At 73.1% G+C, this 24,769-nt stretch carries 26 protein-coding genes; 9 read left to right on the top strand and 17 right to left on the bottom strand.

Translation table 11 applies throughout. From position 1 onward, the window contains the following. Positions 1-37: 37 nt before the first annotated feature. Positions 38-883, bottom strand: a complete 846-nt coding sequence (locus NLX94_RS10405; protein WP_254382340.1) for an SDR family oxidoreductase — start codon at positions 881-883, stop codon at positions 38-40. A gap of 100 nt (positions 884-983) precedes the next feature. Here NLX94_RS10405 and NLX94_RS10400 point away from each other — a divergent pair, with 100 nt between their 5' ends. Then, on the top strand, positions 984-1,589 hold the full coding sequence (locus NLX94_RS10400) for a TetR/AcrR family transcriptional regulator (RefSeq protein ID WP_254382339.1): 606 nt from the start codon (positions 984-986) through the stop codon (positions 1,587-1,589). 119 nt (positions 1,590-1,708) lie between these two features. On the opposite strand, the gene NLX94_RS10395 is transcribed toward NLX94_RS10400, so the two are convergent. From NLX94_RS10395 to NLX94_RS10380, 4 genes are read right to left on the bottom strand one after another with little or no spacing between them, the layout of a single operon-like run. Continuing rightward, positions 1,709-2,926 (bottom strand): Shedu anti-phage system protein SduA domain-containing protein, encoded by a 1,218-nt coding sequence (locus NLX94_RS10395; protein WP_254382338.1) that lies wholly within the window; start codon positions 2,924-2,926, stop codon positions 1,709-1,711. Positions 2,927-2,977: 51 nt separating this feature from the next. Further along, complete coding sequence (locus NLX94_RS10390; protein WP_254382337.1) at positions 2,978-3,790, bottom strand: sulfite exporter TauE/SafE family protein; 813 nt, start codon at positions 3,788-3,790, stop codon at positions 2,978-2,980. Between the two features lie 53 nt (positions 3,791-3,843). Further along, positions 3,844-4,524, bottom strand: coding sequence for a response regulator transcription factor (locus NLX94_RS10385; RefSeq protein ID WP_254382336.1), 681 nt, complete (start codon positions 4,522-4,524; stop codon positions 3,844-3,846). After that, positions 4,521-5,645: a sensor histidine kinase gene (locus NLX94_RS10380; protein WP_254382335.1), complete on the bottom strand. Its 1,125-nt coding sequence runs from the start codon at positions 5,643-5,645 to the stop codon at positions 4,521-4,523. Before NLX94_RS10380 ends, NLX94_RS10385 begins: the two co-directional genes overlap by 4 nt. A 187-nt stretch (positions 5,646-5,832) precedes the next feature. Between NLX94_RS10380 and NLX94_RS10375 the strand changes: the two genes are divergently transcribed. The 3 genes from NLX94_RS10375 to NLX94_RS10365 all read left to right on the top strand — a co-directional run bounded on the left by NLX94_RS10375 (position 5,833) and on the right by NLX94_RS10365 (position 8,839). Further along, the gene (locus NLX94_RS10375) at positions 5,833-6,186 is read left to right on the top strand and encodes a DUF6223 family protein (RefSeq protein WP_254382334.1); all 354 of its coding nucleotides are present in this window, start codon (positions 5,833-5,835) and stop codon (positions 6,184-6,186) included. A 221-nt stretch (positions 6,187-6,407) separates the two neighbouring features. After that, entirely contained in the window at positions 6,408-7,337 is a 930-nt protein-coding gene (locus tag NLX94_RS10370) for a hypothetical protein (protein ID WP_254382333.1), read from the top strand. Beyond that, a complete protein-coding gene (locus NLX94_RS10365) occupies positions 7,334-8,839 on the top strand; it encodes a hypothetical protein (protein ID WP_254382332.1) in 1,506 nt (501 codons plus the stop codon). Before NLX94_RS10370 ends, NLX94_RS10365 begins: the two co-directional genes overlap by 4 nt. Here NLX94_RS10365 and NLX94_RS10360 read toward each other — a convergent pair. Together NLX94_RS10360 and NLX94_RS10355 are read right to left on the bottom strand one after the other, a co-directional pair. Then, positions 8,826-9,782 carry a sigma-70 family RNA polymerase sigma factor gene (locus NLX94_RS10360; protein ID WP_254382331.1) on the bottom strand — a complete coding sequence of 319 codons (957 nt, stop codon included), beginning with the start codon at positions 9,780-9,782 and terminating at the stop codon, positions 8,826-8,828. The genes NLX94_RS10365 and NLX94_RS10360 overlap by 14 nt on opposite strands. 10 nt (positions 9,783-9,792) lie before the next feature. Beyond that, positions 9,793-10,995, bottom strand: a complete 1,203-nt coding sequence (locus NLX94_RS10355) for an NAD(P)/FAD-dependent oxidoreductase (protein WP_254382330.1) — start codon at positions 10,993-10,995, stop codon at positions 9,793-9,795. Between the two features lie 251 nt (positions 10,996-11,246). Here NLX94_RS10355 and NLX94_RS10350 point away from each other — a divergent pair, with 251 nt between their 5' ends. Further along, on the top strand, positions 11,247-11,744 hold the full coding sequence (locus tag NLX94_RS10350) for a GtrA family protein (RefSeq protein WP_254382329.1): 498 nt from the start codon (positions 11,247-11,249) through the stop codon (positions 11,742-11,744). Between the two features lie 19 nt (positions 11,745-11,763). Here the strand turns inward: NLX94_RS10350 and NLX94_RS10345 are convergent, their stop codons facing one another. Together NLX94_RS10345 and NLX94_RS10340 are read right to left on the bottom strand one after the other, a co-directional pair. After that, positions 11,764-13,578: an alkyl/aryl-sulfatase gene (locus tag NLX94_RS10345; protein WP_254382328.1), complete on the bottom strand. Its 1,815-nt coding sequence runs from the start codon at positions 13,576-13,578 to the stop codon at positions 11,764-11,766. Positions 13,579-13,667: 89 nt separating this feature from the next. Then, the gene (locus NLX94_RS10340; protein ID WP_374683931.1) at positions 13,668-14,519 is read right to left on the bottom strand and encodes a helix-turn-helix transcriptional regulator; all 852 of its coding nucleotides are present in this window, start codon (positions 14,517-14,519) and stop codon (positions 13,668-13,670) included. Between the two features lie 313 nt (positions 14,520-14,832). Between NLX94_RS10340 and NLX94_RS10335 the strand changes: the two genes are divergently transcribed. Next, entirely contained in the window at positions 14,833-15,663 is an 831-nt protein-coding gene (locus NLX94_RS10335; protein ID WP_254382326.1) for an alpha/beta fold hydrolase, read from the top strand. Between the two features lie 38 nt (positions 15,664-15,701). Here the strand turns inward: NLX94_RS10335 and NLX94_RS10330 are convergent, their stop codons facing one another. Both NLX94_RS10330 and NLX94_RS10325 read right to left on the bottom strand, forming a co-directional pair. Beyond that, the gene (locus tag NLX94_RS10330) at positions 15,702-16,274 is read right to left on the bottom strand and encodes a GNAT family N-acetyltransferase (protein WP_254382325.1); all 573 of its coding nucleotides are present in this window, start codon (positions 16,272-16,274) and stop codon (positions 15,702-15,704) included. 12 nt (positions 16,275-16,286) lie between these two features. Further along, positions 16,287-16,925, bottom strand: coding sequence for a TetR/AcrR family transcriptional regulator (locus NLX94_RS10325; protein ID WP_254382324.1), 639 nt, complete (start codon positions 16,923-16,925; stop codon positions 16,287-16,289). A 96-nt stretch (positions 16,926-17,021) separates the two neighbouring features. Here NLX94_RS10325 and NLX94_RS10320 point away from each other — a divergent pair, with 96 nt between their 5' ends. Next, positions 17,022-18,008, top strand: a complete 987-nt coding sequence (locus tag NLX94_RS10320) for a GlxA family transcriptional regulator (protein WP_254382423.1) — start codon at positions 17,022-17,024, stop codon at positions 18,006-18,008. Between the two features lie 20 nt (positions 18,009-18,028). Here the strand turns inward: NLX94_RS10320 and NLX94_RS10315 are convergent, their stop codons facing one another. Beyond that, positions 18,029-18,970, bottom strand: coding sequence for an alpha/beta fold hydrolase (locus NLX94_RS10315; RefSeq protein ID WP_254382323.1), 942 nt, complete (start codon positions 18,968-18,970; stop codon positions 18,029-18,031). A gap of 132 nt (positions 18,971-19,102) precedes the next feature. On the opposite strand from NLX94_RS10315, the gene NLX94_RS10310 reads away from it, so the two are divergent. Further along, positions 19,103-19,741: a TetR/AcrR family transcriptional regulator gene (locus tag NLX94_RS10310; protein WP_254382322.1), complete on the top strand. Its 639-nt coding sequence runs from the start codon at positions 19,103-19,105 to the stop codon at positions 19,739-19,741. Here the strand turns inward: NLX94_RS10310 and NLX94_RS10305 are convergent. The 5 genes from NLX94_RS10305 to NLX94_RS10285 all read right to left on the bottom strand — a co-directional run bounded on the left by NLX94_RS10305 (position 19,695) and on the right by NLX94_RS10285 (position 24,136). Continuing rightward, the gene (locus tag NLX94_RS10305) at positions 19,695-21,176 is read right to left on the bottom strand and encodes an alpha/beta hydrolase (protein WP_254382321.1); all 1,482 of its coding nucleotides are present in this window, start codon (positions 21,174-21,176) and stop codon (positions 19,695-19,697) included. The genes NLX94_RS10310 and NLX94_RS10305 overlap by 47 nt on opposite strands. 87 nt (positions 21,177-21,263) lie before the next feature. Beyond that, a complete protein-coding gene (locus NLX94_RS10300; RefSeq protein ID WP_254382320.1) occupies positions 21,264-21,551 on the bottom strand; it encodes a hypothetical protein in 288 nt (95 codons plus the stop codon). A 40-nt stretch (positions 21,552-21,591) separates the two neighbouring features. Beyond that, positions 21,592-22,341: a CbtA family protein gene (locus NLX94_RS10295; RefSeq protein WP_254382319.1), complete on the bottom strand. Its 750-nt coding sequence runs from the start codon at positions 22,339-22,341 to the stop codon at positions 21,592-21,594. A gap of 50 nt (positions 22,342-22,391) precedes the next feature. Beyond that, a complete protein-coding gene (locus NLX94_RS10290) occupies positions 22,392-22,610 on the bottom strand; it encodes a CbtB-domain containing protein (RefSeq protein WP_254382318.1) in 219 nt (72 codons plus the stop codon). Between the two features lie 215 nt (positions 22,611-22,825). After that, positions 22,826-24,136, bottom strand: a complete 1,311-nt coding sequence (locus NLX94_RS10285; RefSeq protein ID WP_254382317.1) for a phytase — start codon at positions 24,134-24,136, stop codon at positions 22,826-22,828. A 127-nt stretch (positions 24,137-24,263) separates the two neighbouring features. On the opposite strand from NLX94_RS10285, the gene NLX94_RS10280 reads away from it, so the two are divergent. After that, complete coding sequence (locus tag NLX94_RS10280) at positions 24,264-24,764, top strand: histidine phosphatase family protein (protein WP_254382316.1); 501 nt, start codon at positions 24,264-24,266, stop codon at positions 24,762-24,764. Positions 24,765-24,769 lie beyond the last annotated feature (5 nt).

Raw genomic sequence — 24,769 nt, 5'->3', positions numbered from 1 at the left:
CCTTGACACGAGTGGGGTCGAGCTGCCGGAACAGGGTCTACCTGAAGGCCGGCAGGGCGCGTGCGACCCACTCGGCGAAGGAACCGGCCGGACGGTGGAGGACGTTCTCCACATCGGGGCTGACCTCCCGCTCGGCCGACAGCGGGACGCCGAGGACGTCCAGGGTGCCGGGGATGACCTCCTGCGGCATGAACTGCGCCATGCGGGCGTGGGCATCCTCGCGGGACAGTTCGACGAAGTTCACCTCCTCGCCCAAGGCCTCGGACAGCGCCGCGGCCTGCTGCCGGGGGCTGATCGCCTCGGGGCCGGTCAGCTCGTACGTACGGCCCGCGTGGCCGTCCTCGCACAGCGCGGCAGCGGCGACCCCGGCGATGTCCGCCGGGTCGACGACGGGCAGCGCCACATCGCCGAACGGGGCGAAGACCGTGCGCTTCGTGCGGACCGACTCGGACCAGGCGAAGGCGTTGGAGGCGAAACCGCCCGGGCGCAGGATGGTGAAATCCGGGCCGGACGCGCGCACGGCGGCCTCGAACTCGCGCAGGCGGGTGTGCGAGAGGGCCTCCGGGCGGGTGCGGTTGATCTGGGAGGAGAGCAGGACGACCCGCTTGACCCCGGCGGCCCCGGCTGCGTCCAACAGGGCCTTCGGGCTCTCGCCGTGGCCGTTGAGCTCACCGCCCAGCAGGATGAAGAAGGCGTCGGCGCCGTCGAGGACCGGCCGCATGCTCGCGGCGTCTCCGACGTCGGCCCGGGCGTGCCGGACGCCGGCCGGGAGCCCCGCGGGCTGCGGCTGCCGCGAGACGGCCACGACCTCCTCGCCGGCCTCGGCCAGCAGCGGCACCAGCGTCCGCCCGATGTTGCCGGTGGTACCCGTCACCACGATCATTGCGACCCCCGTGTCAGTAGCCCAGTTAGCTACTTAGTTAGTTGGCTGACTTGAATGGACCCTAACACGACGCTCCGGGGCGCTGTCTATAGTTGGTTGGGTGACTGACTCAGTGAAGCCCCGGGTGGCACGGGGAGCCGACAAGCGCCGGCGGCTCACGGCCGCGGCAGCCCAGGTCCTGCACGAGCAGGGCGTCGAACGGACCACCCTCGCCGACATCGCGCGCGTGGCCGACGTCCCTGTCGGGAACGTCTACTACTACTTCAAGACCAAGGACGAGCTGGTCCGGGCCGCACTGACCGAGCACAGCGCACACCTGGACGAACTCACCCGTCGGCTGGACGAGATGACCGACCCCCGGGACCGCCTCAAGGCCCTGATCGAGGCCTGGGTCGGCCAGCGCGACATCGCCGCCCGCTACGGCTGCCCCACCGGAACCCTGGCCGTCGAGCTCGACAAGCGTGCGGACGGGACCCTCGACGCGGAGGCCGGGGCAGTGATCCGACGCCTGCTCGACTGGGCCGGACAGCAGTTCCGCGCCCTGGGCCTGCCCGACCCGGACGACCTCGCCGTCACCCTCATCTCCGCCTATCAGGGCATGTCGCTCCTGGCCAACGCCCTGCGCGACCCGGAGATCATGACCCGCGAGGGAGCCCGCCTCCTCGGCTGGCTCGACGCCCTGGAGGCACCGCACCAGTCGTCCTGACCGCCTGACCGGCGCTCCACGAAGCCGTCACCGGCCCCAACCCGGTGCGCCGGGAAACCCTGTTAGGCGCCGAGGGCCGCCTCTGGTGAGCTGTTCGATCGTGGGGCGTTCGCCTTCGGTCATGGTGTGGGGTCCTCGGGCTGGTCGGGGTCCTGCTGGGCTGAGGCGAGGGCCAGCATCCGGGCCGCCGACTCCAGCAGGGCTTCGTACGTGATCACTTCGATGCGCGAGGTGTGGGTGTTGTAGGTGCGCAGCGTCTCCGCGATGTGTTCGGGGGTGATGTCCCCGCTCACGTAGCGCGGGTGGCCGATCACGACCGTTGCCGAGGCTCTGCGGGTGTCGACGCCGTGCCGCGCGAGGATGGCCTCGCGGTTCTCGTCCATGGTGCGGAGGTAGTTCTGCGCCTGCGACACCGCGTGGTGGGCCGCGGCTCCCAGCATGAGGTGGCCGCTGCGGCGGATCACCAGGTCCTTGATGTTGGCGCGCTTGAGCTCCACCACGTGCAGGGACCCGTCGCCGCGCAGGAGCGGGATGTCGAGGATCGTGTCCGCCGTGTACTGCCGGCGGGCCAACTCCGCGACGTAGGCGCCGCCGAAGATCCACTCCTGATTCCTCAGGCGGGCGTGGAGGGTGCTCTCGGAGCTCGTCCCGTCCTCCACCGCGGCGCGCAGAGCGTCAAGACCCGCTCTCCGGGCCTTCAGCTCCAGCAGCTGGGCGAGCAGCCCCGCGTCGGCATCGGCCAGGAAGTCGCCGACCATCCGCGCGGCCTCGGCCGAGGCCGGGCGCGGCAGGTTCCTCAGCACCAGCTCCATGTGGCCGTACTGCTGGAGCCGCCTCCGCTCCCGCGTGGGCAGCCGGATGCCGCCCTCGCCGGTGCCGATGCCCAAGTGGTCCACGGACAGGGCTATCCCGCGGAAGAGGTCCCGTGCGTCGGCCACCGTGGCGTGGGGGTCGCCCTCGGAGAGGGCGTCCAGCACGGCCACCGCCCGGTCCGCGCCCAGGGCCACCGTCCTGCGCATGGCTTCCTCGCTGATATGCCGCGCCTCCGCGTCGTAGTAGTTCTCCAGGATTTCGAGGAACAGCTCGCCGCCGGCGTAGGCGGCGAACCGCTGGAAACGCTGGGCGAGGGCGAAGGCCTCGCACAGGACGGACTCTTGAGCCACGTCCTCCAGGGCGTTCACCAGCGGTCTGCCCTTGCCGTATCCCGTCCCGCCGTGGGCCGGGCCCATGATGCGCAGCACCGCGTCGATGCGCTCCAGCACGCTCGGATGCTCGGTGAGCTCACGTGCCCCGCGGACCATCTGCCAGAGCGTGAAGCCGGAACGGAACGTCGTCATGCCGGGACCCTAGAAGGCGGCACTGACAACGCTGAGGGCGCGCGTTGGGCTTCAGGTGTGGCGGGCGACCTTGAGGGCTGAGAGGAGGAGGATGATCGCCAGGCCCGGGATCAGGAGCAGGTCGGGGATCGCGCCCAGGAGGAGGCCTCCGAGGAGGGCGCCGGCGATCGAGCCGGTTGCCATGAGGGTGGCGAAGCGCAGGTTGGAGCCGAGGACGGCGAAGCTGCCGTCGCGGCTGTAGCGGGCGAAGGCGACGAGCATGGTGGGCAGGGAGACCAGGAGGGACAGGCTGCCCGCGAGCTTGATGTCGGCGCCGAAGAGCAGCACGATCGTGGGGATCAGGAGCTCGCCGCCGGCGACGCCCATGAGGGCGGCGACCACGCCGATGCCGAAGCCCGCCAGCACGCCCGCCACGATCTGGACCGGGCCGGGGAGGTCGAGGGACCCGACCGTGGTGGTGTGGGTGAGGACGAGGGCGGCGGCCATGCCCACCATGAGGATCGCGAGGACCTTGTAGAGGGTGGCCGAGCGCATCTTCACCGCCCAGGACGCTCCTGCCCAGGCGCCCAGGAGGCTGCCGGCCAGGAGGTTGGCGGCGATGCCCCAGTGGGCGCCGAGGTCGCCGGAGGAGACCGCGGCGAGGCGGGCCGGCAGGGCGGTGATCACGACGACCAGGCTCATCGCCTTGTTCAGGATGACGGCCGACAGGGCCGCGAAGCCGAACATGCCGATGAGGAGCGGGAGGCGGAACTCGGCGCCGCCGAGACCGATCAGGCCGCCGAGGACGCCCACCGTCGCGCCGGCGGCGAAGACGAGCGGCGCCGATGGGGATCGGACGGCTGTCGTCTGTTCGGTGGCGGTCATATGGGCAGTCTGACGGACCCGGGGGGCCGTCCCCAGTGGACGATCGCACCAGGTCAGCGGGAGGGGGTGTGTGGGGTCCGTGGGGTGATCAGGCCCGATTCGTAGGCGTGGATGACCAGCTGGGCGCGGTCTCGGGCGTGGAGTTTGGTCATGGCGCGGTTGATGTGGGTCTTGGCCGTCAGGGGGCTGATCACCATGCGGGAGGCCAGCTCTTCGGTGGAGAGGCCCTGTGCCACCAGGACGACGGCCTCCCGTTCCCGGGCGGTCAGGCCGGACAGCGCGGTGGCCGGGTGGGAGGTGGGGGGCGGCTGGGTGACGTAGCGGTCGATGAGTTTGCGGGTGATCGCGGGGGCGAGGAGGGCGTCGCCGCGTGCGGCCACGCGTACGGCGTGCAGGAAGTCCTCCGGCTCGATGTCCTTGACGAGGAAGCCGGCGGCTCCCGCGGACAAGGCGTGGAAGACGTACTCGTCCAGGCCGTAGTTGGTGAGGATGACGACGCGTACGCCGGCCAGCGCCGGGTCGGCCGCAATGCGCCGGGTCGTCCCGATGCCGTCGAGGACCGGCATCTGGATGTCGACGAGGGCGACGTCGGGCAGGTGCTGCCGGGCGAGCGTCAGGGCTTCCTGGCCGTCGGCGGCCTCGGCCACGACCTCTATGTCGTCCTCGAGGTCCAGCAACGCGCGGAATCCGCTGCGGATGAGCGGCTGGTCGTCGACCAGGAGGACGCGGATCACGAGGTGCCCCGCAGGGGGAGTTCGGCGCGGACGGTGAAGCCGCCCTCGGCGCGCGGTGCCGCCCGGAGGCGGCCGCCGAGGGCGGTGACGCGTTCGTGCATGCCGAGCAGGCCGATGCCCGGTTCGGGGGCGGCGGCCTGTGTGGCCTTGCCGTCGTCGTCTATCCGGAGGGTGACGGCGTCCGGGCGGTGGCCGATGTGGACCGATGCCGTGGTGGCGTCCGCGTGGCGGGCGATGTTGGTGAGGGACTCCTGGACGATGCGGTAGAGGGTTCGGCCCACGGTGGCCGGTACCTCGTCGTGCAGACGGTCCTGGATCGTCAGGGTGGTGCGGATGCCGGTTCTGCTGGACCGTTCGACCAGTTCCGGGATGTGGGCGAGGCCGTGCGGCGGTGTGGTGTCGTCGTCGCGCAGGGCCTCCAGGGTGGCGCGGAGCTCCCGGGACGCCTCGCGGCCGGCCTCCCGGATGGCCAGCAGGGCCTCCGGGACAGGTTCGCCGCGCTTGCGGGCCACGTGGACGGCGGCCTCGGACTGCACCTTGATCACCGAGATCTGATGGGTGAGCGAATCGTGCAGCTCCCGCGCGATGTGCAGCCGTTCCTCGTCGGCGCGGCGCCGCGCGGTCTCCTCCCGGGTGCGCTCGGCTTCGTCGGCCCGCCGTTCGGCCTGCCGGAGGGCTTCGCCGGCGGCGGCCGCCGCGATGAGCCAGGCGATCTGGAGGGCGCCCCGGGCCTGCGCGAAGGCCTCGCCCGTGTCGTGCCGGCCCGCGGCGAGGGCGGCCAGGGGGAGGGCGGCCAGTACGGTCACGCTCACCGCGGCCGTGATGACGCGGTGCCCCGCCCGCATGGCCGCGTACACCGCGAAGAGGAACGCCACGGCGGCCACGTCGAAGCCCGCCGCCTGGTAGCCCACCGCGCAGACCCCGGTGACGGCGAGGACGGCGACCGGCGCACGGCGGCCCGCCGCCAGCGCCAGGCCGCCGACCGCCAGCAGCACGTAGCCGAGCGGGCCGGAGTGCTGCCCCTGTCCCGACAGGGCGGTGACCAGCAGCGCCGCCGTCACGCCGACGGCGGTCAGCCAGTCCCTGACACCGGGCCGGAGGCGGAAGCGTGCTCTGTTCATGCGCGCACCGTAGCCCGGGGCCGCCGCGGGCGGATCCCGCTCGAGGACGAGTGGGCGGCTACCACGTGCGTGGTAGCTCCGCGCCGCCTGCCGCGGCCGTGGCAGCGCGAAGTGCCCGCGTTCGCGGGACGACCTGCCGCGGCCCGGCCGGGATGCTCGGACCACACCACACCGGAGGAGTGTCCTGATGTCCGCTCGTCACCTGATCACCGCCACGGCCGAGCCGCTCGCCGCAGGCGTCACCGAGTTCAGCGCCGGACGGCTCGGAGCCACCGTCGGCGGGCTGCTGGGGCTGGCAGCCGTGGCCGTCGCCGTGCTGCTGCTGAGGCGACCCGGCACCGGAAACGCGCAGCTCTGGGCCACCGCGGCCAGGGTCGCGGGGGTGGTCGCCATGCTCCTCGGCGGGCTGGTCGCGGCCACCGCCGAGGGCGGACTCGGCACCGGCAACGGGCTGGGCGGAGCCTACGTGGCCCTGCTGCTCGGGCTGACCGGCACCGTCCTGGGCGGTCGGGCCCTGAGCCGCGACCGGACCGGCCGCTGACCGCGGCGGCTGCCTCAGCCCAGGGCGAGCCAGCGAATGCCGAGCCGTTCGATCCGTGCGGCCTCCGCTTCGGCCAGTGGCTCCCGGTTCGGCGTACGGCCCCCGTCCGAGCACCCCGGCCCGGTGTCCAAGTAGCGGAAGGCACCGGCCCTTTGCCGACATGTGCTGCAAAATGGCGTGCGTCGCGCAGGCAGAGGACGCAGGGAACGGGGAGCCGCTCGGTGGGCATAGCCATCTTCGACGCCATGGGGCTGGAGCGGAAGAACGAGAAGCGGCGCAAGAGGCTGGTCGAGCGGCAGGAGCGGCTCGCCGAGCGTTTCGCCGCCGAGAGCGCGGCCCAGGAGCGGGCCCGGCGCAGGGCTTACGGCAAGGCGCTCGTGCCGTTCGCCGAGGTGTTCTCCCGGCTGAAGAACGTGGACCTGGTCGAGCTGACGGCCGTGGCCCGGCCGACGGAGGCGGAGCTGCCGGACCCGGAACTGAGCGGGATCCAGCTGGACGCCGTAACGGCGGTCCTCACACTGGCGGGCGGCGCCGCCGTCGGGGCCGGTGCGGGGGCGCTGACGTTCGCGGCGGTGGGAGCCTTCGCCGCCGCATCCACGGGGACGGCCATCTCCGCCCTGTCCGGAGCGGCCGCGACGAGCGCCACCCTCGCCTGGCTGGGCGGCGGTTCGCTGGCGGCAGGCGGCGGCGGGGTGGCGGCGGGTACGGCGGTGCTGACGGGCATCGTGGCCCTGCCGGTCCTGCTGGCGGTGGGCGGCTTCTTCGAGTGGAAGGGCCGCAACGACAAGCGCAAGCAGCGTGCCGTGGCGGCCGAGCTCAAGAAGCACGCGGCCGAACTCCGCCTCAGGGAGGCCCGGTTCGCGGCCTCGGGCAAGCGCAGCCGTCAGGTGCGGCAGCTGCTGAACGGGATCCGCAAGGAGATGCGGCGCCGGCTGCCCGCCTTCCGGGCCCTGGTGGACGGTCAGCGGGACTACGACGCCTACACGGCGGAGCAGCGCGCCGAGGTGGCGGTCCTGGTCGGGCTGGCCGGTCTGCTGGTCGCCGTACTCGGGACCCCGCTCGTCGATGAGGACGGGCAGGTCACCGACTTGTCGGAGCGCGTGGTGAAGGACACCCGCATCCGGCTCGGAGGGCTCGTGGCCGCCCCGTGAGCCGGAAGGAGGACAAGGAGGATGCGGAGCACTCCGCAGGCCGGTCCCTCCCCGGTGGCGTGGACGCCGCCGCCTGGGCCCTCGCCGACGGCGCGACGCGCCGCCTTGCCGTCGCCACGCTGGAGACGCTGCGGACCCGGAAGACGGCGCAGGCCCTCGCCGAGCGCTACGTGAACATCGGCAACGAGCAGCGCGCGGGGCACCTCTTCGAGGTGATGCACGAGCTGTCCTTCAACCTGTCCGCCGCGGAGAAGGGCTCCGCGGTGCGCGCCGTCTCCACCGAGTGGGCTCCGGGCGGTTCGCAGACCGACCCGGCCGACCTGAACCTGCTCCTCGGAGACCGCGTCGTGGGGCAGGCGCAGGCGAAGCTCTACCAGAACGCGACCGCCACCGCGGAGCAGCTCGCCCGGCCGCACTACGACGGCATGCAGCGCCTGGTGGCCTCCGACCGGCTGGCGGAGGTGGAGAACGTCCTGGACAAGCGGCTCACCCTGCCGTCGGAGGGACTCCGCTACGAGAACTACCAGGACGCCCGCGCCCAGGTGACCGATCACCTCGCATACGGCGACATCCGCAGCGAGGGCGTCACGCTCGACGAGGCGCACCGGGCGGCCCGCGACCCGCTCGGGTGGGCGAACCGGAAGTTCGCGCACGCCGGGGCGCGGCAGATGGCCGCCGCCGCCAAGCCCGCCGCCCTGCTGGGCGGGCTCACCGCCGGGGTGGGCGCGGTCGCACGCGAGACGGCGCGCGTGCGGGCGGGCGAGACCTCGGCCTCCGTCGCCGCCTTCACTGCGGTCGGCTCCGCCGTCGGCGGGGCCGCCCGCTCCGGCGCGACGGCCGCGCTCGGCGAGGCCGTACGGATCGCCGCTGCTGCCGGCAGGCTGCCGGCGGCGCTGGGCGGCGGGACGCTCCCGGGGGCCGCCGCGCAGGCGGCGTTCGCCGTGGCCGAGGCCGGGCTGGACCTCGCACGGGGGAACTGCGGTCCCGGGCAGTTCGCCGCGCGCTCGGCGGCCGCGACCGTGTCGACCGGTCTCGCCTGGGGCTGCGGCGTGGTCGGCCAGACCCTGCTGCCCGTGCCCGTCGTCGGGGCGCTGGTGGGCGGGGTGGTGGGCCAGGTGGCCGCCGCCTGCATCGTCCAGGGGCTCCAGATCGCCCTCCTCGCGGCCCGTGCGGACTCCGCCGCGGAGGCCCGGATCCGGCTCCTGGAGCAGGAGGCCGCCACGGCGGTCCTCATGGCCGATGCCCTGCGCCGGGCGACCGAGGAGCTGGCCGCGGAGCGGAACGCCCACGTCGCCCGCGAGGTGCTCCCCCGGTTCGGCCGCGTGCGGTCCGCGCTGGCCGGCGACCGCCCGGCCGAGGCCCTCGCGGAACTCGCCGCGCTCACCCGGCAGTTCGGCGGGCAGCCGGTCTACGGGACGCAGGAGGAGTTCGACGCGTGGATGCTCGACGGGTCGGCCGTGCTCGTCCTGGACCCCAACGTCACCGGCGTCACCACTCGCTGATCAGCGCTGCCTGCGGTTCCTGCCGCCGCCAGGCCTCGGCGAGGCGCCGGATGCGGGCGGGGGCCGCGATGCCCCGTACGGCCGTGATCCCGTCCTCGGCGACCTCGAAGGTCGTGGCGCCCACGACCTGTTCGCCGAGGACGAAGAGGACGGCGGGGGCGCCGTTGACGACCGCGTAGTGCAGAGCGAGCGTGCCGCCGGCGAGCCGGCGCTTCGCGGGCGTGGAGGTGAAGCCGCCCCGCAGGACGGTGGCGACCCGCCGCGGAGTCTCGTAGCGCACCAGCTTCCTGGCGAGGCCGTTGCCGTCGGAGAGCACGACCACGTCGTCGGTGAGGAGGGCCACCAGCCGTTCGGTACGGCCCGAGGTGGCGGCGGTCAGGAACTCTTCTACGATCCTGCGCGCCGAAGCGGGGTCGACCTCCCCGGCGCCGCGGCGGCGCGTGGCGGTGACGCGGGTGCGGGCGCGGTGCAGGTGCTGCTGGCTCGCGGACTCCGTGATGTCGAGGATCCCGGCGATCTCGGCGTGGCCGTAGGAGAAGGCCTCGCGCAGGATGTAGACGGCCCGCTCGACGGGTGACAGGCGCTCCATGACGGTCAGTACGGCCAGGGAGACCGATTCGCGCTGCTCGTAGGTCTCGGCCGGGCCGAGCATCGGGTCGCCTTCGAGGAGCGGTTCGGGGAACCAGGCGCCGGCGGTGCGTTCGTGGCGGGCCGTCGCCGAGCGGAGCCGGTCGAGGCACAGGTGGGTGACCACCTTGGTCAGCCATGCCTCCGGCACCCTGATCTGCTGCCGGTCGGCGGCCTGCCAGTGCAGGTACGCGTCCTGCACGACGTCCTGGGCATCGGCGGCGGAGCCCAGCAGGCGGTACGCCAGCGAGGCCAGCCGGTTGCGGCCGGCCTCGAACAGGCCTACGTCGAAAGGGTCTTCGCCGATGGTCGCCATACGGGTCACCCTACGACGACTGCGCGACCGCCTTGCGGGCGGATGCGTCCGGCACGGCGGCCAGGCGTCGCCGCCGCACGGGAAGCCCGAAGGTCGGGTGCGCGGCGCCCCACAGCGAGATGCCGAGGATGCCCGCCTTGATCCGCGCGGCCTTCCGGCCTCCGGTGTACGTGGGCTTCGCCCGCGCGGCGCCGTCGACCAGCTGGAGGATCCCGTCCCGCCGCCCGAGGCTGATGTGGTTGCCCGGGTAGGCCAGCTTGACGTGGCCGACCCCGGCGCCGGTCAGGCTTCCCACGACGGCCTTGACCGCCTGCATGGCGGTGAAGCCGGCCGAGGCGCAGGACATGGGCAGCGGCAGGCCGTTCTCGCCGAGGGTGTGGACGGCGTCCCCGGCGGCGTAGACGTCGGGGTGCGAGAGCGAGCGCATGGTGGGGCCGACGAGGATCCGGCCGTCCGCGGTGACCTCCAGCCCTGCGTCGGCCGCGAGGGGGGCGACCGCGAACCCGGCCGCCCACACGGTCGCGTCGGACGGCAGGGCGGCGCCGTCGGCGCACAGCACCCGGCGCGCTTCGACGGCTTCGACGGCGGTGTGCTCCAGGACCGTGATGCCGAGCCGGTCGCAGGCCCGGCGCAGGTGGGCGCGGGCTCCGGCGGACAGCCGGGCGCCCAGCTCCTCGCGGGCGATCAGCGTCACCGACAGGCCGGGCCGGGATTCGGCGATCTCGGTGGCGGTCTCGATCCCGGTCAGCCCGTCGCCGACGACCAGGACGGTCCCGCCCGTCGGCAGGCCGTCCAGACGCTCGCGCAGGCGCAGCGCCGAGGGCCGGGCGGCTACGTCGAAGGCGTGGTCGGTGACGCCGGGGACTCCGCGGTCGTCACCGCGGCTGCCGAGCGCGTAGAGGAGGGTGTCGTAGCCGAGCTCGTCGGCGCGGCCGTTGTCTGCGGCCACCATGACGGTCCGGCGCTCGGGGTCGAGATGGGTGACCCGGCCCAGGTGCAGCCGTATCCCGGTGCCCGCGAAGAGGTCGGCGAGCTTGCGGCTCGCGATCTCCTGGCCGGCCGCCACCTGGTGCAGGCGCAGCCGCTCGACGAAGTCCGGCTCGGCGTTGACCACGGTGATCTCGGTGTCCTCCGGGGACAGCCGGCGGGCCAGGCTGCCCGCCATGGCCGAACCGGCGTAGCCGGCGCCGAGGACGACGATGCGGTGCTTCATGGGGTGCTCCTGTCGGTTGGCCGGTTGCTGGGCTCTCGGTGGGATGAGCGGGACAGCGGGCCGATTCCTGACAGGAACCCCGTGTGACGTGGGTCACGCAGATGCCGTGATGCCGCGAGAAGCAGGGGTGGCGCCATAAACATCTCGTCATGGCGCCACCTGTGTGCCATCATGGCACCACGGCGGCGCACCTCATGGCCCGCGGCCGGAGACCGGGCGTTCCACGAAGTCACCACCGGAGGGGTTGGATCATGGAGACAGTGCAGAGCGGGAAGCCGGCGGGATCCGGCGCCCTCACCGCCTTCTCCCGCTTCATGCTCTGCGGCGGAGGGGTGGGGACGGCCTCCAGCTTCGCCGTCGCGGCCCTCGGCTCCTGGATCCCCTGGGCCCTGGCCAACGCCCTGGTCACCGTCGTCTCCACGCTCCTGGCCACCGAGCTGCACGCCCGCTTCACCTTCGGCGCGGGTGCGCGGGCGACCTGGCGCCAGCACTGGCAGTCGGCCGGATCGGCGGCGGCCGCGTACGCGGTGACCTGCGCGGCGATGCTCGTCCTGCGGCAGGTCGAGGCTTCGCCCAGTGCGGTGCGCGAGCAGATCGTCTACCTGTCCGCCTCCGCGCTCGCCGGAGTCGCGCGGTTCGCCGTGCTGCGCCTCGTCACCTTCGCGCAGGACCGGTCGAAGACCGCGGGGGCCGTCAGCGCCATCAGCACCATCGCCATCGCCCCCGCGGACCTCTGCCGCGCGGCCTGACCCCGCTGCCCGGTGGGCGTCAGGGCGTGACGACCGCGAAGGCGGGGTCGGCCTTCGTCACGTACGAGAACAGGCGGCTGAGCAGCGCCGGGGATCCCGCGGTGGAGAGGGTGTCCGGGGCCCGGCCCGCGAGGACGGCCACGAGCTGGGGCTTGGTGAGGGTGAGGGTCAGGCCGGCCGGCGTGCGCGGATCGGTGACCCTGCGGTGGGTGAGGGCGCCGTTGACGAGGGTGAGGCGGTGATGGGCGCCCTCGTCGGTGAGGACGAGGTCGATGGTGAGGTCCTCGTCCCAGGCCCGGGGGCCGTCGATCCGGACGGCGATCGAGTCGATGAGCATCTCGGTGGTCAGGGCCGGCACCATCTCGGGGTTGGACGTGTCGAGCAGGGGCGCGTTGACCCCGTGGCGCAGTTCCATCGCGGAGCTGAGGTAGAAGTTGCGCCAGGGGCCGTTCTCCGCGCCGTGGCCGAGCTTGTCGTAGACGGCGGCCAGGGACTCCTTGGCGTCCGTACGGCCGGGCTCGGCGAAGACCAGGTGGTTCAGGAGGGTGGCCGCGAAGCGGAGGTCTCCGGAGTCCGCGTAGCCGCGGGCCTTCGTGAGGGTCTCGTCGGGGCCGCCCATCGAGTCGACGTAGCGCTTCGCGAGTTCCACGGGCGGGTGCTCCCAGAGGGTCGCGACGTTGCCGTTGAACCAGCCCAGGTAACGCTGGTAGACCGCCTTGACGTTGTGGGAGAGCGAGCCGTAATAGCCGCGGGCGTGCCAGGAGTTCTCCAGGGCCGGCGGCAGCTGGAGCTCCTCGGCGATCTCCGGTCCCGTGAGGCCGTCGTTGAGCAGGCGCAGGCTCTGGTCGTGCATGTACGCGTACAGGTCCCGCTGGACGGACAGGAACGAGACGACGTTCTCCCGGCCCCAGGTGGGCCAGTGGTGGGAGGCGAAGGCCACGTCGTACCCGTCGCCGAAGTACTCGATCGCCTCGTCGAGGTAGCGCGACCAGATGCGGGAGTCGCGTACGACGGCTCCGCGCAGGGTCAGGATGTTGTGCATGTTGTGCGTGGCGTTCTCCGCCAGGCACAGCGCCCGCTTGTCGGGGAAGAGGAAGTTCATCTCGGCCGGCGCCTCGGTGCCGGGGGTGAGCTGGAAGACGATGCGTACGCCGTCCACCGTCTCCTCCTGCCCGGTGGCGGTGATGTCCACGGTGGGCGGGATGAGGGTGATGGTGCCGGTAGAGGTGGTCATGCCCAGGCCGGCGCCGATCTGGCCGTCCGGGCCCTTGGGCAGCCGGTCCCCGTACATGAAGACGGCGCGGCGGGTCATGGCGTTGCCGGCGTAGACGTTCTCGCTGACCGCATGCTCCAGGAAGCCTTCGGGGGCGAGGACCGGCACGCCCTCCTCCGTGCCGCGCGGGAGCACGCCGCGGGCGCCGCCGAAGTGGTCGCCGTGCGAGTGGGTGTAGATCAGGCCGGTGACCGGGCGGTCGCCCCGGTGCTCGCGGTAGAGCGCGAGCGCGGCGGCGGCGGTCTCCGCGGAGATGAGCGGGTCGATGACGACGACCCCGCGCTCCCCCTCGACGAGGGTCATGTTCGAGAGGTCGAGGCCGCGCACCTGGTAGATGCCGTCGGTGACCTCGTAGAGCCCCTGTTTGGCGGTGAGCTGCGCCTGGCGCCACAGGCTGGGGTTCGCGGTGTCGGGGCACTCGGCCTTCAGGAAGTCGTAGGCGTCGTTGTCCCAGACGGTGCGGCCTTCGGAGTCGGTGACCACGGCGGGCACGAGCGCACCGATGAATCCGCGGTCGGCGTTCTCGAAGTCGGTCACGTCGTCAAAGGGGAGGGTGGCCATCTCTGGCTCCATTCTGCGAGGTTCGACTCCGGGAATATCGCCTCATCTGATCATCAGACCCGTTTGGGTGCACTTTGGGACGGTATGTGTCAACCGGGCTGCGAGAACTGTTCGGTGCCGACGACCCGGAGGAGGTTCAGCCGGTCCGCCGTGTCCGTGCCGGGCGGGGGCGTCAGGAGCAGCAGGCGCTGGTCGCCCTCCGGGGCCAGCAGCACCTGGCAGTCGAGGTCCACGGGGCCGATGACGGGGTGGATCACCCGCATGCGGGTGTGGCGGCGGACGCCGACCTCGTGCAGCTCCCACAGGGCGGCGAACTCCGCACTGGCTTCCCGCAGGCGCTCCACCAAACGGGTGGCGGCCGGATCCGAGGAGCGCCTCGCGACGGCCGCCCGCAGGTCCGCCACATGGAGGCGGCTGTACCGCTCGTGCTCCTCGGCGGGGTACGCGTCCCGCGCGGCCGGGTCGGCGAACCAGCGCCAGACGATGTTGCGGCCGTGCTCGGACACCGTGCACACGCCGCCCAGCAGGGCGCGGGCCATCTCGTTCTGGGCCAGTACGTCGCCCAGGTCGCTCAGCACCTGCGCCGGGGTTCCGGGCAGCTGGTCCAGGAGGTGCAGCAGGCCCGCGCCGACCTGGTCGCCGGCGATCCGCGCGGCGGGCGGGCGGTGCCCGGCGAGCAGGTGGAGGTGGTCGCGCTCGTCGTCGCCGAGGCGCAGGGCGCGGGCCAGGGCGGACAGCATCTGCGGTGAGGGCTGCGGGCCGCGGGCCTGCTCCAGCCGGATGTAGTAGTCGGCCGACATGCCCGCGAGCTGCGCCACCTCCTCGCGCCGCAGGCCGGGCGTGCGGCGCCGGGGCCCGGCGGTGAGGCCCGCGTCCTGCGGGCGGACCCGCTCGCGCGAACGACGGAGGAAATCGGCGAGTTCACGGCGGTCGATCGTCATGATGGCCATCCTGCCGGACCCCTCCGGCTTCGCGCCGTGGCCCTACGGGGTCTCGGGGCGACCCTACGAGGTCCCGGCGCGGCCTTACGAGGTCCCGGCGCGGCCCTCCCGGCTGTGCGTCGCGGCCCTCCCCGCATCGCGTCGCAGCCCTCCCCGCATCGCGTCCCGGACCTCCGTCGTCGCCCCGCGGCTTATCCAGGGATCGGCGGTCCCAGGTTCAGGGGGTCTCTCCCGGCCCCCGGCGCGCGGCGGCAGTGTGGGTTCAGCCGGAGGGGGAACGCCCCCGGCGGTCACCGCACCAGGAGGAGCAGCCATGTCCACGACCCTCGCCACCGCCGCCGGCACCACCACCGCCACCGTGCGCGTCGCCGACGCCGAGGTCCGCTACGGGCGCACCGGCACGGGCCCCGCGCTCGTCCTCGTCCACGGCACCGGCTCGGGCGGTTCCGCCGTGAACTGGGGGCAGACGGCGCCCCGTTTCACCGCCGACCACACCGTGATCACCCCCGACCTCTCCGGCTCCGACGTCACCACGGACGAGGGCGGTCCGCTGACCGTGGAGGGGCTGGCCGCGCAGGTCATCGCCGTCATCGAGGACGCGGACACCGGCCCGGTGGACCTGCTCGGCTTCTCGATGGGCGCGCCGGTGACCGCCGCCGTGGCCGCGCTGCGCCCCGACCTCGTGCGCCGGCTGATCCTGGTCGCCGGCTGGGCCCACACCGACGGCGACGAGTACCTGCGCAACCTCTTCACCCTGTGGCAGCAGCTCGGCGCCTCCGACCCGGCCGCCTTCGGGCGCGCCGTGGCCATGACCGGCTTCAGCCGGGGCTTCCTCAACACGATCGGCCGCGAACAGGTCGAGCTCCTGATCCCGAACATGCCGCCCACCCCCGGCACCCTGCGCCACGTGGACCTCGACACCCGCATCGACATCCGGGAGCTGCTGCCCCGCATCGAGGCCGAGACGCTCGTCATCGGCGCCACCCTGGACATCACGGTCCCGGTGGAGAACAGCCGCGCCCTGCACGCCGCGATCCCGCACAGCACGTACGCCGAGATCGAGGCCGGGCACGTCGCCTTCTTCGAGAAGGAGGACGAGTTCGTCGCGCTGGTCGACGGGTTCACCCTCGGAAGCTGGGCGTAGCGGCGCGGGCGGCCGGGCGCAGCGGGGCCCGGCCCCGCTCAGCGCAGGTCGAGCCGCATCAGGACCCGGGGATGGCCGGCGAGCACCGAGGTGGTGTCGGCGGCGTGGGTGAACCCGGCGCGTTCGAAGTTCTTCCGGATCCCGGCGTACGCCATCGTCAGGTCGACCCTGGCATCGCCGCTGTCCAGCGGGTAGGCCTCGATCACCGGTGCGCCCTGGGAGCGGGCGAACTCGACGGCACCGGTGATGAGCGCGTGCGAGACCCCCTTCTTGCGGTGCCCGGGGCGCACCCGGATGCACCACAGCGACCAGACCGGCAGCTCGTCGACCTGCGGGATCTTGCGGCTGCGCGCGAAGGTGGTGTCCGAGCGCGGGGCGACGGCGGCCCAGCCGGCCGGCTCGCCGTCGTCGTAGGCGAGCACCCCCAAGGGGCTCTGGGAGCGGCACAGTTCGGCCACGTACGCGCCGCGGGCCGGGCCGCGGAGTTCGTTGTTGAGCGCGGACGGGATCCGGTAGCTCAGGCACCAGCAGACGTTGGCCTCGGGAGACTTCGGGCCGAGCACGGCACGGACGTCCTCGAACACGGCAGCGGGGCGGACTTCAATGGCCATGGCCTCACGATGTCACGGCGTGGCGGGCGGCGCCGCCGCTCCGGTGAGGGTATCGACCAGCGCCTGGGCGAGGACGGTCGCGGCGCCGATCCTCGTGTCCTCCCGCTCGTCTCCGGTGACCTTCCCGATCACCGCGTCGCGTACCGACCGGGAGACGTCCAGGCCTCCGTACAGCTCGGGGAAGGACAGGGCCATCAGGCAGACGCCCACGTTCGCCGAGAGGATCGACTGCCCCGCCAGCGCCGGACTCGTGCGCAGCCGGCCGGCGGCGCGGCACCGTTCCACGGCTGCCAGGAGCAGGGCCTGCGCCTCCGCGATGGCCTGCGGCTTGGCCGTTCCGGCCGGGGTGAACATCAGCCGGTAGAGGTGGGGGTTGCCGAGCGCGAAGGCGACGTGGCTGTCCCAGGCCGTCCGCAGGTCCGCCACCGGATCGTCCGTCTGCGGATTGCGGCGCTTGTTGGCGAGGAAACGCTCGAAGCCGAGGTCGGCGACGGCGGTGAGCAGCCCCTCCTTGTCGCCGAACTGGCGGTAGATCTCGGGCATGCCGACCTTGGCCCGGTCGCAGATGGCCCGGGTGGAGATCGCCGGTGCGTCCTTGGTGGCGAGCAGTTCCGCGGTGGCTTCCAGGATGCGTTCTCGGGCCGTTGACATGGCCCGATGCTAGCAGGCTCGTAAGCGATGATTACTTGACATGTTAGCGTTGCCAACATGAGCAACGGACACGGCCCGGACCCTGCTTCCGCGCCCCTGGAGCCCGTCGAGCGGCTGATCGTGGTCGTGCTCTTCGAGGGCGTCGACCTGCTGGACGTCACCGGACCGCCCGAGGTGTTCTCCCTGGTCCCGCGGGAGACGGACGACGAGGCCGGCTACCGGGTGGTCCTGGCCGCGCGGACCCTCGACCCCGTCACCACCTCCGCCGGGGTGCGCGTCCTGCCGGACCTGACCTTCGCCGAGGCCGCCACCCGGAGCATCGACACGCTCCTGGTGCCCGGTGCGGTCGAGCTGGACTCCGCGCGCCGGGTCCACGCCCTCACCGACCCCGAGCTCGTCGAGCAGGTGCGGACGCTCGCCGCCCGCGCGCGCCGGGTCGCCTCGGTCTGCGTGGGGGCGCACCTCCTGGCGGCGGCCGGGCTGCTCGACGGCAGGCGGGCCACCACCCACTGGTCCACCGCGGAGCAGCTCGCCGCCGAGCACCCGGCGGTCGAGGTGGACGCCGACCCGATCTTCATCCGGGACGGGGAGGTGTGGACCGGTGCCGGGATCAGCGCCTGCCTGGACCTCTCGCTCGCCCTGGTGGCGGAGGACTTCGGCGAGGGCGTCGCCCTGCGCGTGGCCCGGCAGCTCGTGATGTACCTGAAGCGGCCGAGCGGGCAGAGCCAGTTCAGCGTCCCGCTGGAGCCCGTCTCCGCGACGCGGCGCGCCGAAGACCTGCGGCACTTCGTCCGACGGCACCTCGGCGGCCGGCTCAGCCTGGCCGACATCGCCGCGTACGCGCACGTCAGCGAACGGCAGCTGGCCCGGATCTTCAAATCGGAGCTGGGCACGACCCCGGCGGCCTACATCGAGTCGGCCCGCGTGGAGCTGGCGCGGGGCCGGCTCGAAACCACCGATGCCACGCTCGAACGGATCGCCTCCGCCTGCGGGTTCGGCACCGCCGACACCCTCGTACGGGCCTTCCGCCGCACGCTCGGCATCACGCCGACGGAGTACCGGCTCCGCTTCCGCACCGGCTGAGCCGGCCCGCTCGAACCGCTCTACGCCGCCCTGTGCCCGGCCGGGTCGAGGGAGTCGACGTCCTCGAAGAAGCTGAGCATCCGGGCGTTGACCAGCTCGGGGTGGTCGAGCTGCGGTCCGTGCCCGGTCGCGGAGACGATCTCGGCGCGGGCTCCGCGGATCACCCGCGGCACCCGCTCCAGCTGGCGCTTCGGGTGCACGAGCAGGCTCCGCTTGCCCATGATCAGGTAGAACGGCAGGCGGATCGTGCCCAGTTCCGCGTCCGACAGCGGCAGCGGGGCGGGCCGCTTGATCCGGAAGGCGCGGACGCCCGCCTGGATCCACCTCCGCAGTTCCGGAACGACCAGCACCGGCTGCTCCAGCCACTTGGCCAGGGTCGGCCGCATCGCCTTGGGGGCGAAGGTCGCGAAGAGGCTGGCGAAGATCCACGCGAAGAACCGCAGCCCCACCTTCTCCAGGCCGCCCGGGTCCAGGGCGGTGACCGAGGCGAGCCGGCCGGGGCGCAGGTGCGCCTGGTTGATGACCAGCCAGCCTCCGTAGGAGGAGCCGACCATGTGGACCCGGTCCAGGCCCAGCGCGCCGAGGGCCTCGTCCATCCACTGGGCGGCGCGCTCGGGCTGCCACATCACCTCGCGCTGCACGCTGCGGCCCGGGTCGCCGGGGGTGTCGAGGGCGTAGACGGGCCGGTCGGCGCTGAGGGCGGCGGTGTTGGGGTACCACTGGGCCGAGCAGCCACCCGAGCCGTGGATCAGGACGACGGGCGTACGGGACTCCGCCGCGGGGTCCGCCGGGCCGTACCGGTAGACGTGCGTGGTCCCGAAGCTCGTCTCCACGTCGGTCTCGGAGCGGGCGGGGGCTCCCATCGCGTACAGGGCGTCGCAGGCGGCGAAGTAGCGGTCGCGCAGCTCGTCGCTCACGTAACGGCCGATGTCACGGCGTACACGGGGCTTGTTGTCGGGCACGGGGGCACCTCCTGGAGGACCGGGGATCCGTTCTTCGTGATACGACCGTACCATGATGTTGATACGGCGGTACCATGAAAACGAGCCGCGGGCTCATCACCCCAGGGCACCGACGGGCGGAGACACCAGAACATGCCGAAACGCGTGGACCACGAGGAACGGCGCACCCAGATCGCCGAGGCACTCATCCGCGTCGCCGGACGGCGCGGGCTGCACGCGGTCGGCATGCGCGACGTGGCCGCAGAGGCGGGGGTCTCCCTGCGCCTGGTCCAGTACTACTTCCAGACCAAGGAGAAGCTGCTCTTCTACGGTCTCCAGCACCTGACCGACCGCTTCACCGCCCGGGTCGGCGCCCGCCTCGCCGCCGCCGGCCCCGATCCCGGCCCGCGCGCCACGATCGAGGCGCTGCTGCTGGCCTCCCTGCCGACCGACGGGGAGAGCCGCACCTTCCACCTCCTCTACAGCTCCTACTCGATCCTGTCCGTGACCGACGAGGCGCTCGCCGCCCAGCCCTTCATCGACAATCCCGACGCCGCCGAGAACGCGGTGGCCGGGCTGATCGGCCAGGCCCAGGAAGCGGGCCTGGCCGACCCCGGCATCGACGCCCGCATCGAGGCGATCAGCCTGCTCGCCATGGCGGCGACCATGGGCACGAGCATCCTGGTCGGCCAGCGGGACCCCGAGTCGGCCGTCGCGGTCCTGCGCCACCACCTGGACCGGATCTTCAGGACCGGCACGAGGCGTCCTTCGCCGGCCGCTCCCCCGTCGTGAGGTAGGCGGTGACGGTGCGGTCCGAGCAGGCGTTGCCGTTGCCGAGGTAGACCCCGTGGCCGCCGTGGTCGACGGTGAGCAGCCGGGCGCGCTGTCCGAGGGCGTCCCGCATCTTCAGGGAGGCGGCGTACGGGGTCGACGGATCGCGGAGGTTCTGCACCATCAGGATGTTCGAGGGGCCCCGGTCATCGATGCGGGTGGGGCGCTCGGCCGGGGCGTCCTTCCAGAAGGCGCACGGGGTGATGTTCGCCGGCATCCCGGCCGTCAGCGGGTGCGCGGCCCGGTCCGCGGCCACCGCCCGCTCGTACCCGGCGACGTCCTTCGGCCAGGCCACGTCATTGCAGATGACACCCACCATCAGCGCCGCGTCCGCATCGGGCAGCACCGCGGCGAGCTCCCGGGGCAGCTCCGGGACCGCGGCCGGGTCCTGCGCCGCGCGCACGAGGCGGGCGAAGGCGGGGAACTGGGCGTCGCCGTAGAGGGCCGTCTGCAGGGCCTGGCGCAGCAGGGTGCCGGTCAGCGGCAGGCCGGGCACGTTCGAGGGCTTCGGGGAGCGGTCCAGTTCCGCCGCCAGCTCCAGGAACAACGGGCGTACGTCGTCCGGGTGTTCGGCGAGCCGCAGCCCCTCCCCCGCCCGCGCCGGGTCGGACGCCCAGGCCGCGAAGTCGGGGAAGCGGTCGTCGGCGCCCTGCGCCATGTTCGCGAGCCAGCCGCGCGCGACCCGCGCCGGATCGGGGTCACCGCTGCTGTCCAGCACCACGCGGTCGGTGCGCTTCGGGAACTTCTGCGCGTACACCGCCGTCACGTAGGTCCCGTAGGAGACGGCCCAGACCGACAGCTTGCGCTCGCCGAGGGCCTCCCGGAAGCGGTCCATGTCGCGCGCCTGGTTGGCGGTGGTGAAACTGCTCAGCACCGCCCCGCCGTTCGCGGCGCAGGCCTCGGCCACCCGGCGGGAGCGGTCGGTGTTCTCCGCGATCCCCCCGTCGGCGCCGGGCCAGGAGCGCAGGGTCGTCAGCCGCCGGTCGGCCGGGTCCAGACCGCATCCGGCGGTGACGCTGCCGCCGACCCCGCGCGGGTCGAGCGCGACGAGGTCGTAGGCGCCGGCCATCTGCCCGGCCAGCGCGGCCCCCTTCTGCGAGAGCCGCTGCACGCCCGAGCCGCCCGGCCCGCCGGGGACCACGGCCAGCGCGCCGCGCCGGACGGCGGGACGGGTGCTGGGCAGCCGGGACACGGCGAGCTCCACCTGCGGGCCGGCCGGGTCGGCGTAGTCGAGGGGGACGGGCAGCTTCGCGCACTGCTGGCCTTCGAGGTGGCCGGTGTGGGTGCACGCCGTCCAGGCCAGGGCGGGCGCGGTGCCGCGGGCGGTGGCCTGCGGGGCGGCGGCGGCCGTGGCGCAGAGGGCGAGGAGTGCGTTCTTGCTGCGGTAAGTGGTCATGGAACGAGGATGGTTGAGCATCCTCGGCCGCCACATCCGGTAGCCGGGAAGGCCGTTCGGGGGGCTAGCCCCCCGGCGAGCCCCTCGTCAGACCACCACGACCGCCACCGCCGCCGCACCCATGAGTGCGGCGGCGGAGTGGATGGCCGCATGACCGTAGTCACCCGACCAGAGGTGGCGGGCCAGCCCGGCGACGGCGGTCAGGCCGGCGATGATGCCGATCTGCGCGAGCAGGGTGACGGTGGTGAAGGGGGTCAGCAGCAGGAGCACCGCATTGAGCCAGAACGGGGCTGCGCCCGTCCAGCCACGCCATTCCCGCACCTGGCGCCACTGGGGTCTTCGGTGGTCCCCGAGCTCTCGGATCGCCGTCGTCACCGCGCCGTCACCAGCCTTTCAGTCACTTGCACGCAAGACGTCAACTCGCAGGCTGTACAGCCTCCTTGGGAGTTCCGGCGGGGACAAGGGCCCGTTCGGCAAGAAATCCGAAAGCCAGGCCGAAAGTGCTCCACATCGCGGCCTGGACGGCGAGCGAGGCGAGCCGGAACTGCCAGACGAGCGCCGCCGGGAAGCCCGCCGGTACCTCGTTGACGCCGGGCAGGAGAGCGTAGGCGATGCCGACGGCCACCACGAAGGCGACCGAGGCGGCGACCGAGGCGTTCCAGTTGCCCAGGCGCGGCGCGAGGCGCCGGCCCAGGATCAGCGCGGCCGCCGCGAGCAGCAGGCCCAGCACGAGCATCAGGACGTAGAGGGTGGTCCGCTGGACGGTGGTCTCGGGGTCTCCGACGGCCGGCGGGTTGGCGGGGTACTTGAAGAACGGCACCAGGGTGACGGTGACGAACAGAGCGCCGGAGACCAGCAGGGCCGTGGCCCGGGGGCCGAAGCGGCCGATCCGGCCCAGGGCGTAGCAGTAGGCGAGCGCGGCGATGCCGCCGAGCGCGATCCCGTAGAGCAGGGTTCCGGTGCCCAGTCCGGCCGTGGCCTGCAGGGCCCGGCTGACGGGGGCGGCCTCGCCGCCGTGGTCGTGGGCTCCGGCTTCCTCGATGGCGATCGCCGCGTCGACCTGGGATTCACCGAGGAAGTACGCGACGAGGAACGCGGCGATTCCGGCCAGCAGGCCGGCGAGCATGCCCCTGATGAGGAGCGCGCGGGGGGAAATGGGGTTCATGGAGTTGTCGGTCCCTTGCGGATCGGCGGATCGGCGGACGGATCGGCAGATCAGTGGCAGGGGAAGCCGAGGAGGTGGCGGCCGTCGTGCATCCACTCGTGCACGGTGTCGCCTTCGAAGATCGCGGTGGCGCCCTGCTCGGCGCCGACGAGGTAGAGCAGGACCAGCATCAGGACACCGGCGAACAGCGCCCAAGGGGCCAGGGCGGAGAGGGAGATGGGCGTGACGGCCAGCGGGGCGGCAGTCGTGGGCACGGCGGAGTCGGCCATGGCAGGTACCTCCAGAGGGAACACGCGTCCCGGTCAGTGGTGCTTGCGACGACGGTGGCGGGTCTGACTTCCCTCCCCCTCCGGGAGGATTCACAGTGGCGCGACCGTGCCGGGTTCTCAACCGGACTTCCGCAGTACCGTCGTCTTGTCGTCCGCCACCGTACCGCTCTTTATGCCGGCCTTACAGCGTCCTCACAGCAGGGCTCCGCCCCGCCTCAGTCGATGGCGTCGAGCACCTCGCCCAGGTCGACGAACTTGAAGCCGGTCGCCTCGCGGTCGCCGTCGCCGGGGGTTTCCCGGCCGTCCTGGACGACGAGCAGGCCGCGGGGGTAGCGCGCGCCGAGGGGGGCGTTGAGTGCGGCGGCGCCGTCGCAGACCTCCGAGCCGTCGAGGGCGGCGGAGGCCGCGGTGATGCGGAAGGCGCCCTCGAACTCGTTGCGGTCCTCGCGCTCGCGGTCGTAGGCGACGAAGGTGTCGTCGCCCTGGCTGGAGGCGAGCAGGTAGCCGTCGCCGTCGGCTTCCGTGACCAGGGTCAGGCCCTCGACGTCGGCCCTCAGGCGCTTGCCGCCGTAGCCGGGGTCGGCGCCCGGCGCGCACTCCTCGGTCTCCTCGTCGTAGGTGCCGGGCACCCCGTACTCGCGCACCTTGTCGATCAGCTTCGGCGTGCCGGTGAGGCCCGCGTCGATGCGCCAGATCCCGACGTCCTCCTGCCCCGCGTACAGGGTGCCGTCCGCGGGATCGACGACCATGCCCTCGATCTGCGGCAGTTCGCCCGGCTCGGCGCAGGGCGTCCAGGCGGCGCCGTTGGGCAGGCGGAAGGAGGAGGGCAGGTCGAGCGTGCGCACCTGGCGGTAGTCGACCGTGCCGGCGGGGGTGGAGATCAGCTCCAGCAGGGCGAGCCGGGTGCGGTTGCGCTGGCTGACCGCCGCGTAGGACCGGCCGGTCCTGCGGTCCGTCCAGGTGGCGAGGCCGTACGCGGTCTTCTGCTCGTTGATCTCGGCCTGGTCGGCGGAGAAGACCGGGCGCGCTGCCGGGTCGGTGACGTCGGTGAGCGGGCCGCCGGGCCGGTTCCGGTCGATCCGGTAGATCCGCAGGCGGTCGTTGCCCCGGTCGCTGACCACCGCGACGTCGGCGCGGACGCCGCCGAGGCGCAGGCCGTTGATGAGGTCGACGTTGTTGAAGCGGCCGGGTGCGTCGTCGGCGCCCGGTCCGGCCGGGGCGGGCAGCGACTGCACCTGCCGGGCCTCCAGGTCGTAGACCCGCAGGCCCCCCTGCTTGGCGGTGGCGATCACCAGGCTGCGGCCCGGGTCGGCGGCGTTGCGCCAGATCGCCGGGTCATCGGCGTTGGCGTCGCCGCCGGCCTCGTCGTCGTACAGCGGAGCGGTCTCGGCCTGGGGCCGGATGCTGCTGATCGAGGAGGCGTGCGCCGGGAGCGCGGCGTGTGCCGGGAGCGCGACGGATGCGGCGAGTGCCGTGCAGAGCGCGAGTACGGAGGCGCGGGCGGAGGCGCGGGTGGCCGAACGCATGGTCAATGTTCTTCCTTCGCAAGGGTTTTGCCCTGAGGGGAAGACGCTCGCCGGGCCGATTGTCATGTCCGCGCCTGGCGGGTGGCCGATGGTTGAACGCGGTGCGAAACCCCGGCACCATCGGACGGTGCACCCCACCACCGTACGCGTCTGGCTCGCGACACCCCCGCTGGACGAAGCGGGGCGCCTCCACCGCTTCCCGTACGCGGATCCCTGCCCCGGGCACGAAGGACTGCGCGGGCAGGATCACGGAGCCTGGGCCGGGCGGGCCCTGGACGAGGTGGCTGGGGAGGATCCCGAGGGGCTGCGGCGGTGGATGACCGACACCGCGTACGCACCCCCGGGCGGCGGAGAGTCGGTGGACGCGCTGATCGCGCGGGTCGGCGCCCACCTGGGCGCGCTGGAGCCGGGGACGCACCGGGCCGTGGTGTCCGGGCAGGGCGTCGTACGGGCGGCCGTGGTGTGGGCCCTGGAGCTGCCCCCGGCGGTCTTCTGGCGGCTCGACGTACGACCGGGGACGGTAACGGTGCTCACGGGGCGCTCCGGGCGCTGGAACCTGGGCGTGGGGCACTCGCTGATGGGCCAAGAAGGAACCCCGGAGGGGGCCGGGGAAGCACCCCCCTCGTGAGAACG

The sequence above is a fragment of the Streptomyces sp. TBY4 genome (assembly GCF_024213195.1).
Classification (GTDB): Bacteria; Actinomycetota; Actinomycetes; order Streptomycetales; family Streptomycetaceae; genus Streptomyces.
Note: the sequence above shows the minus strand (reverse complement) of the source record. Positions and strands in the feature narration are given on the sequence as shown.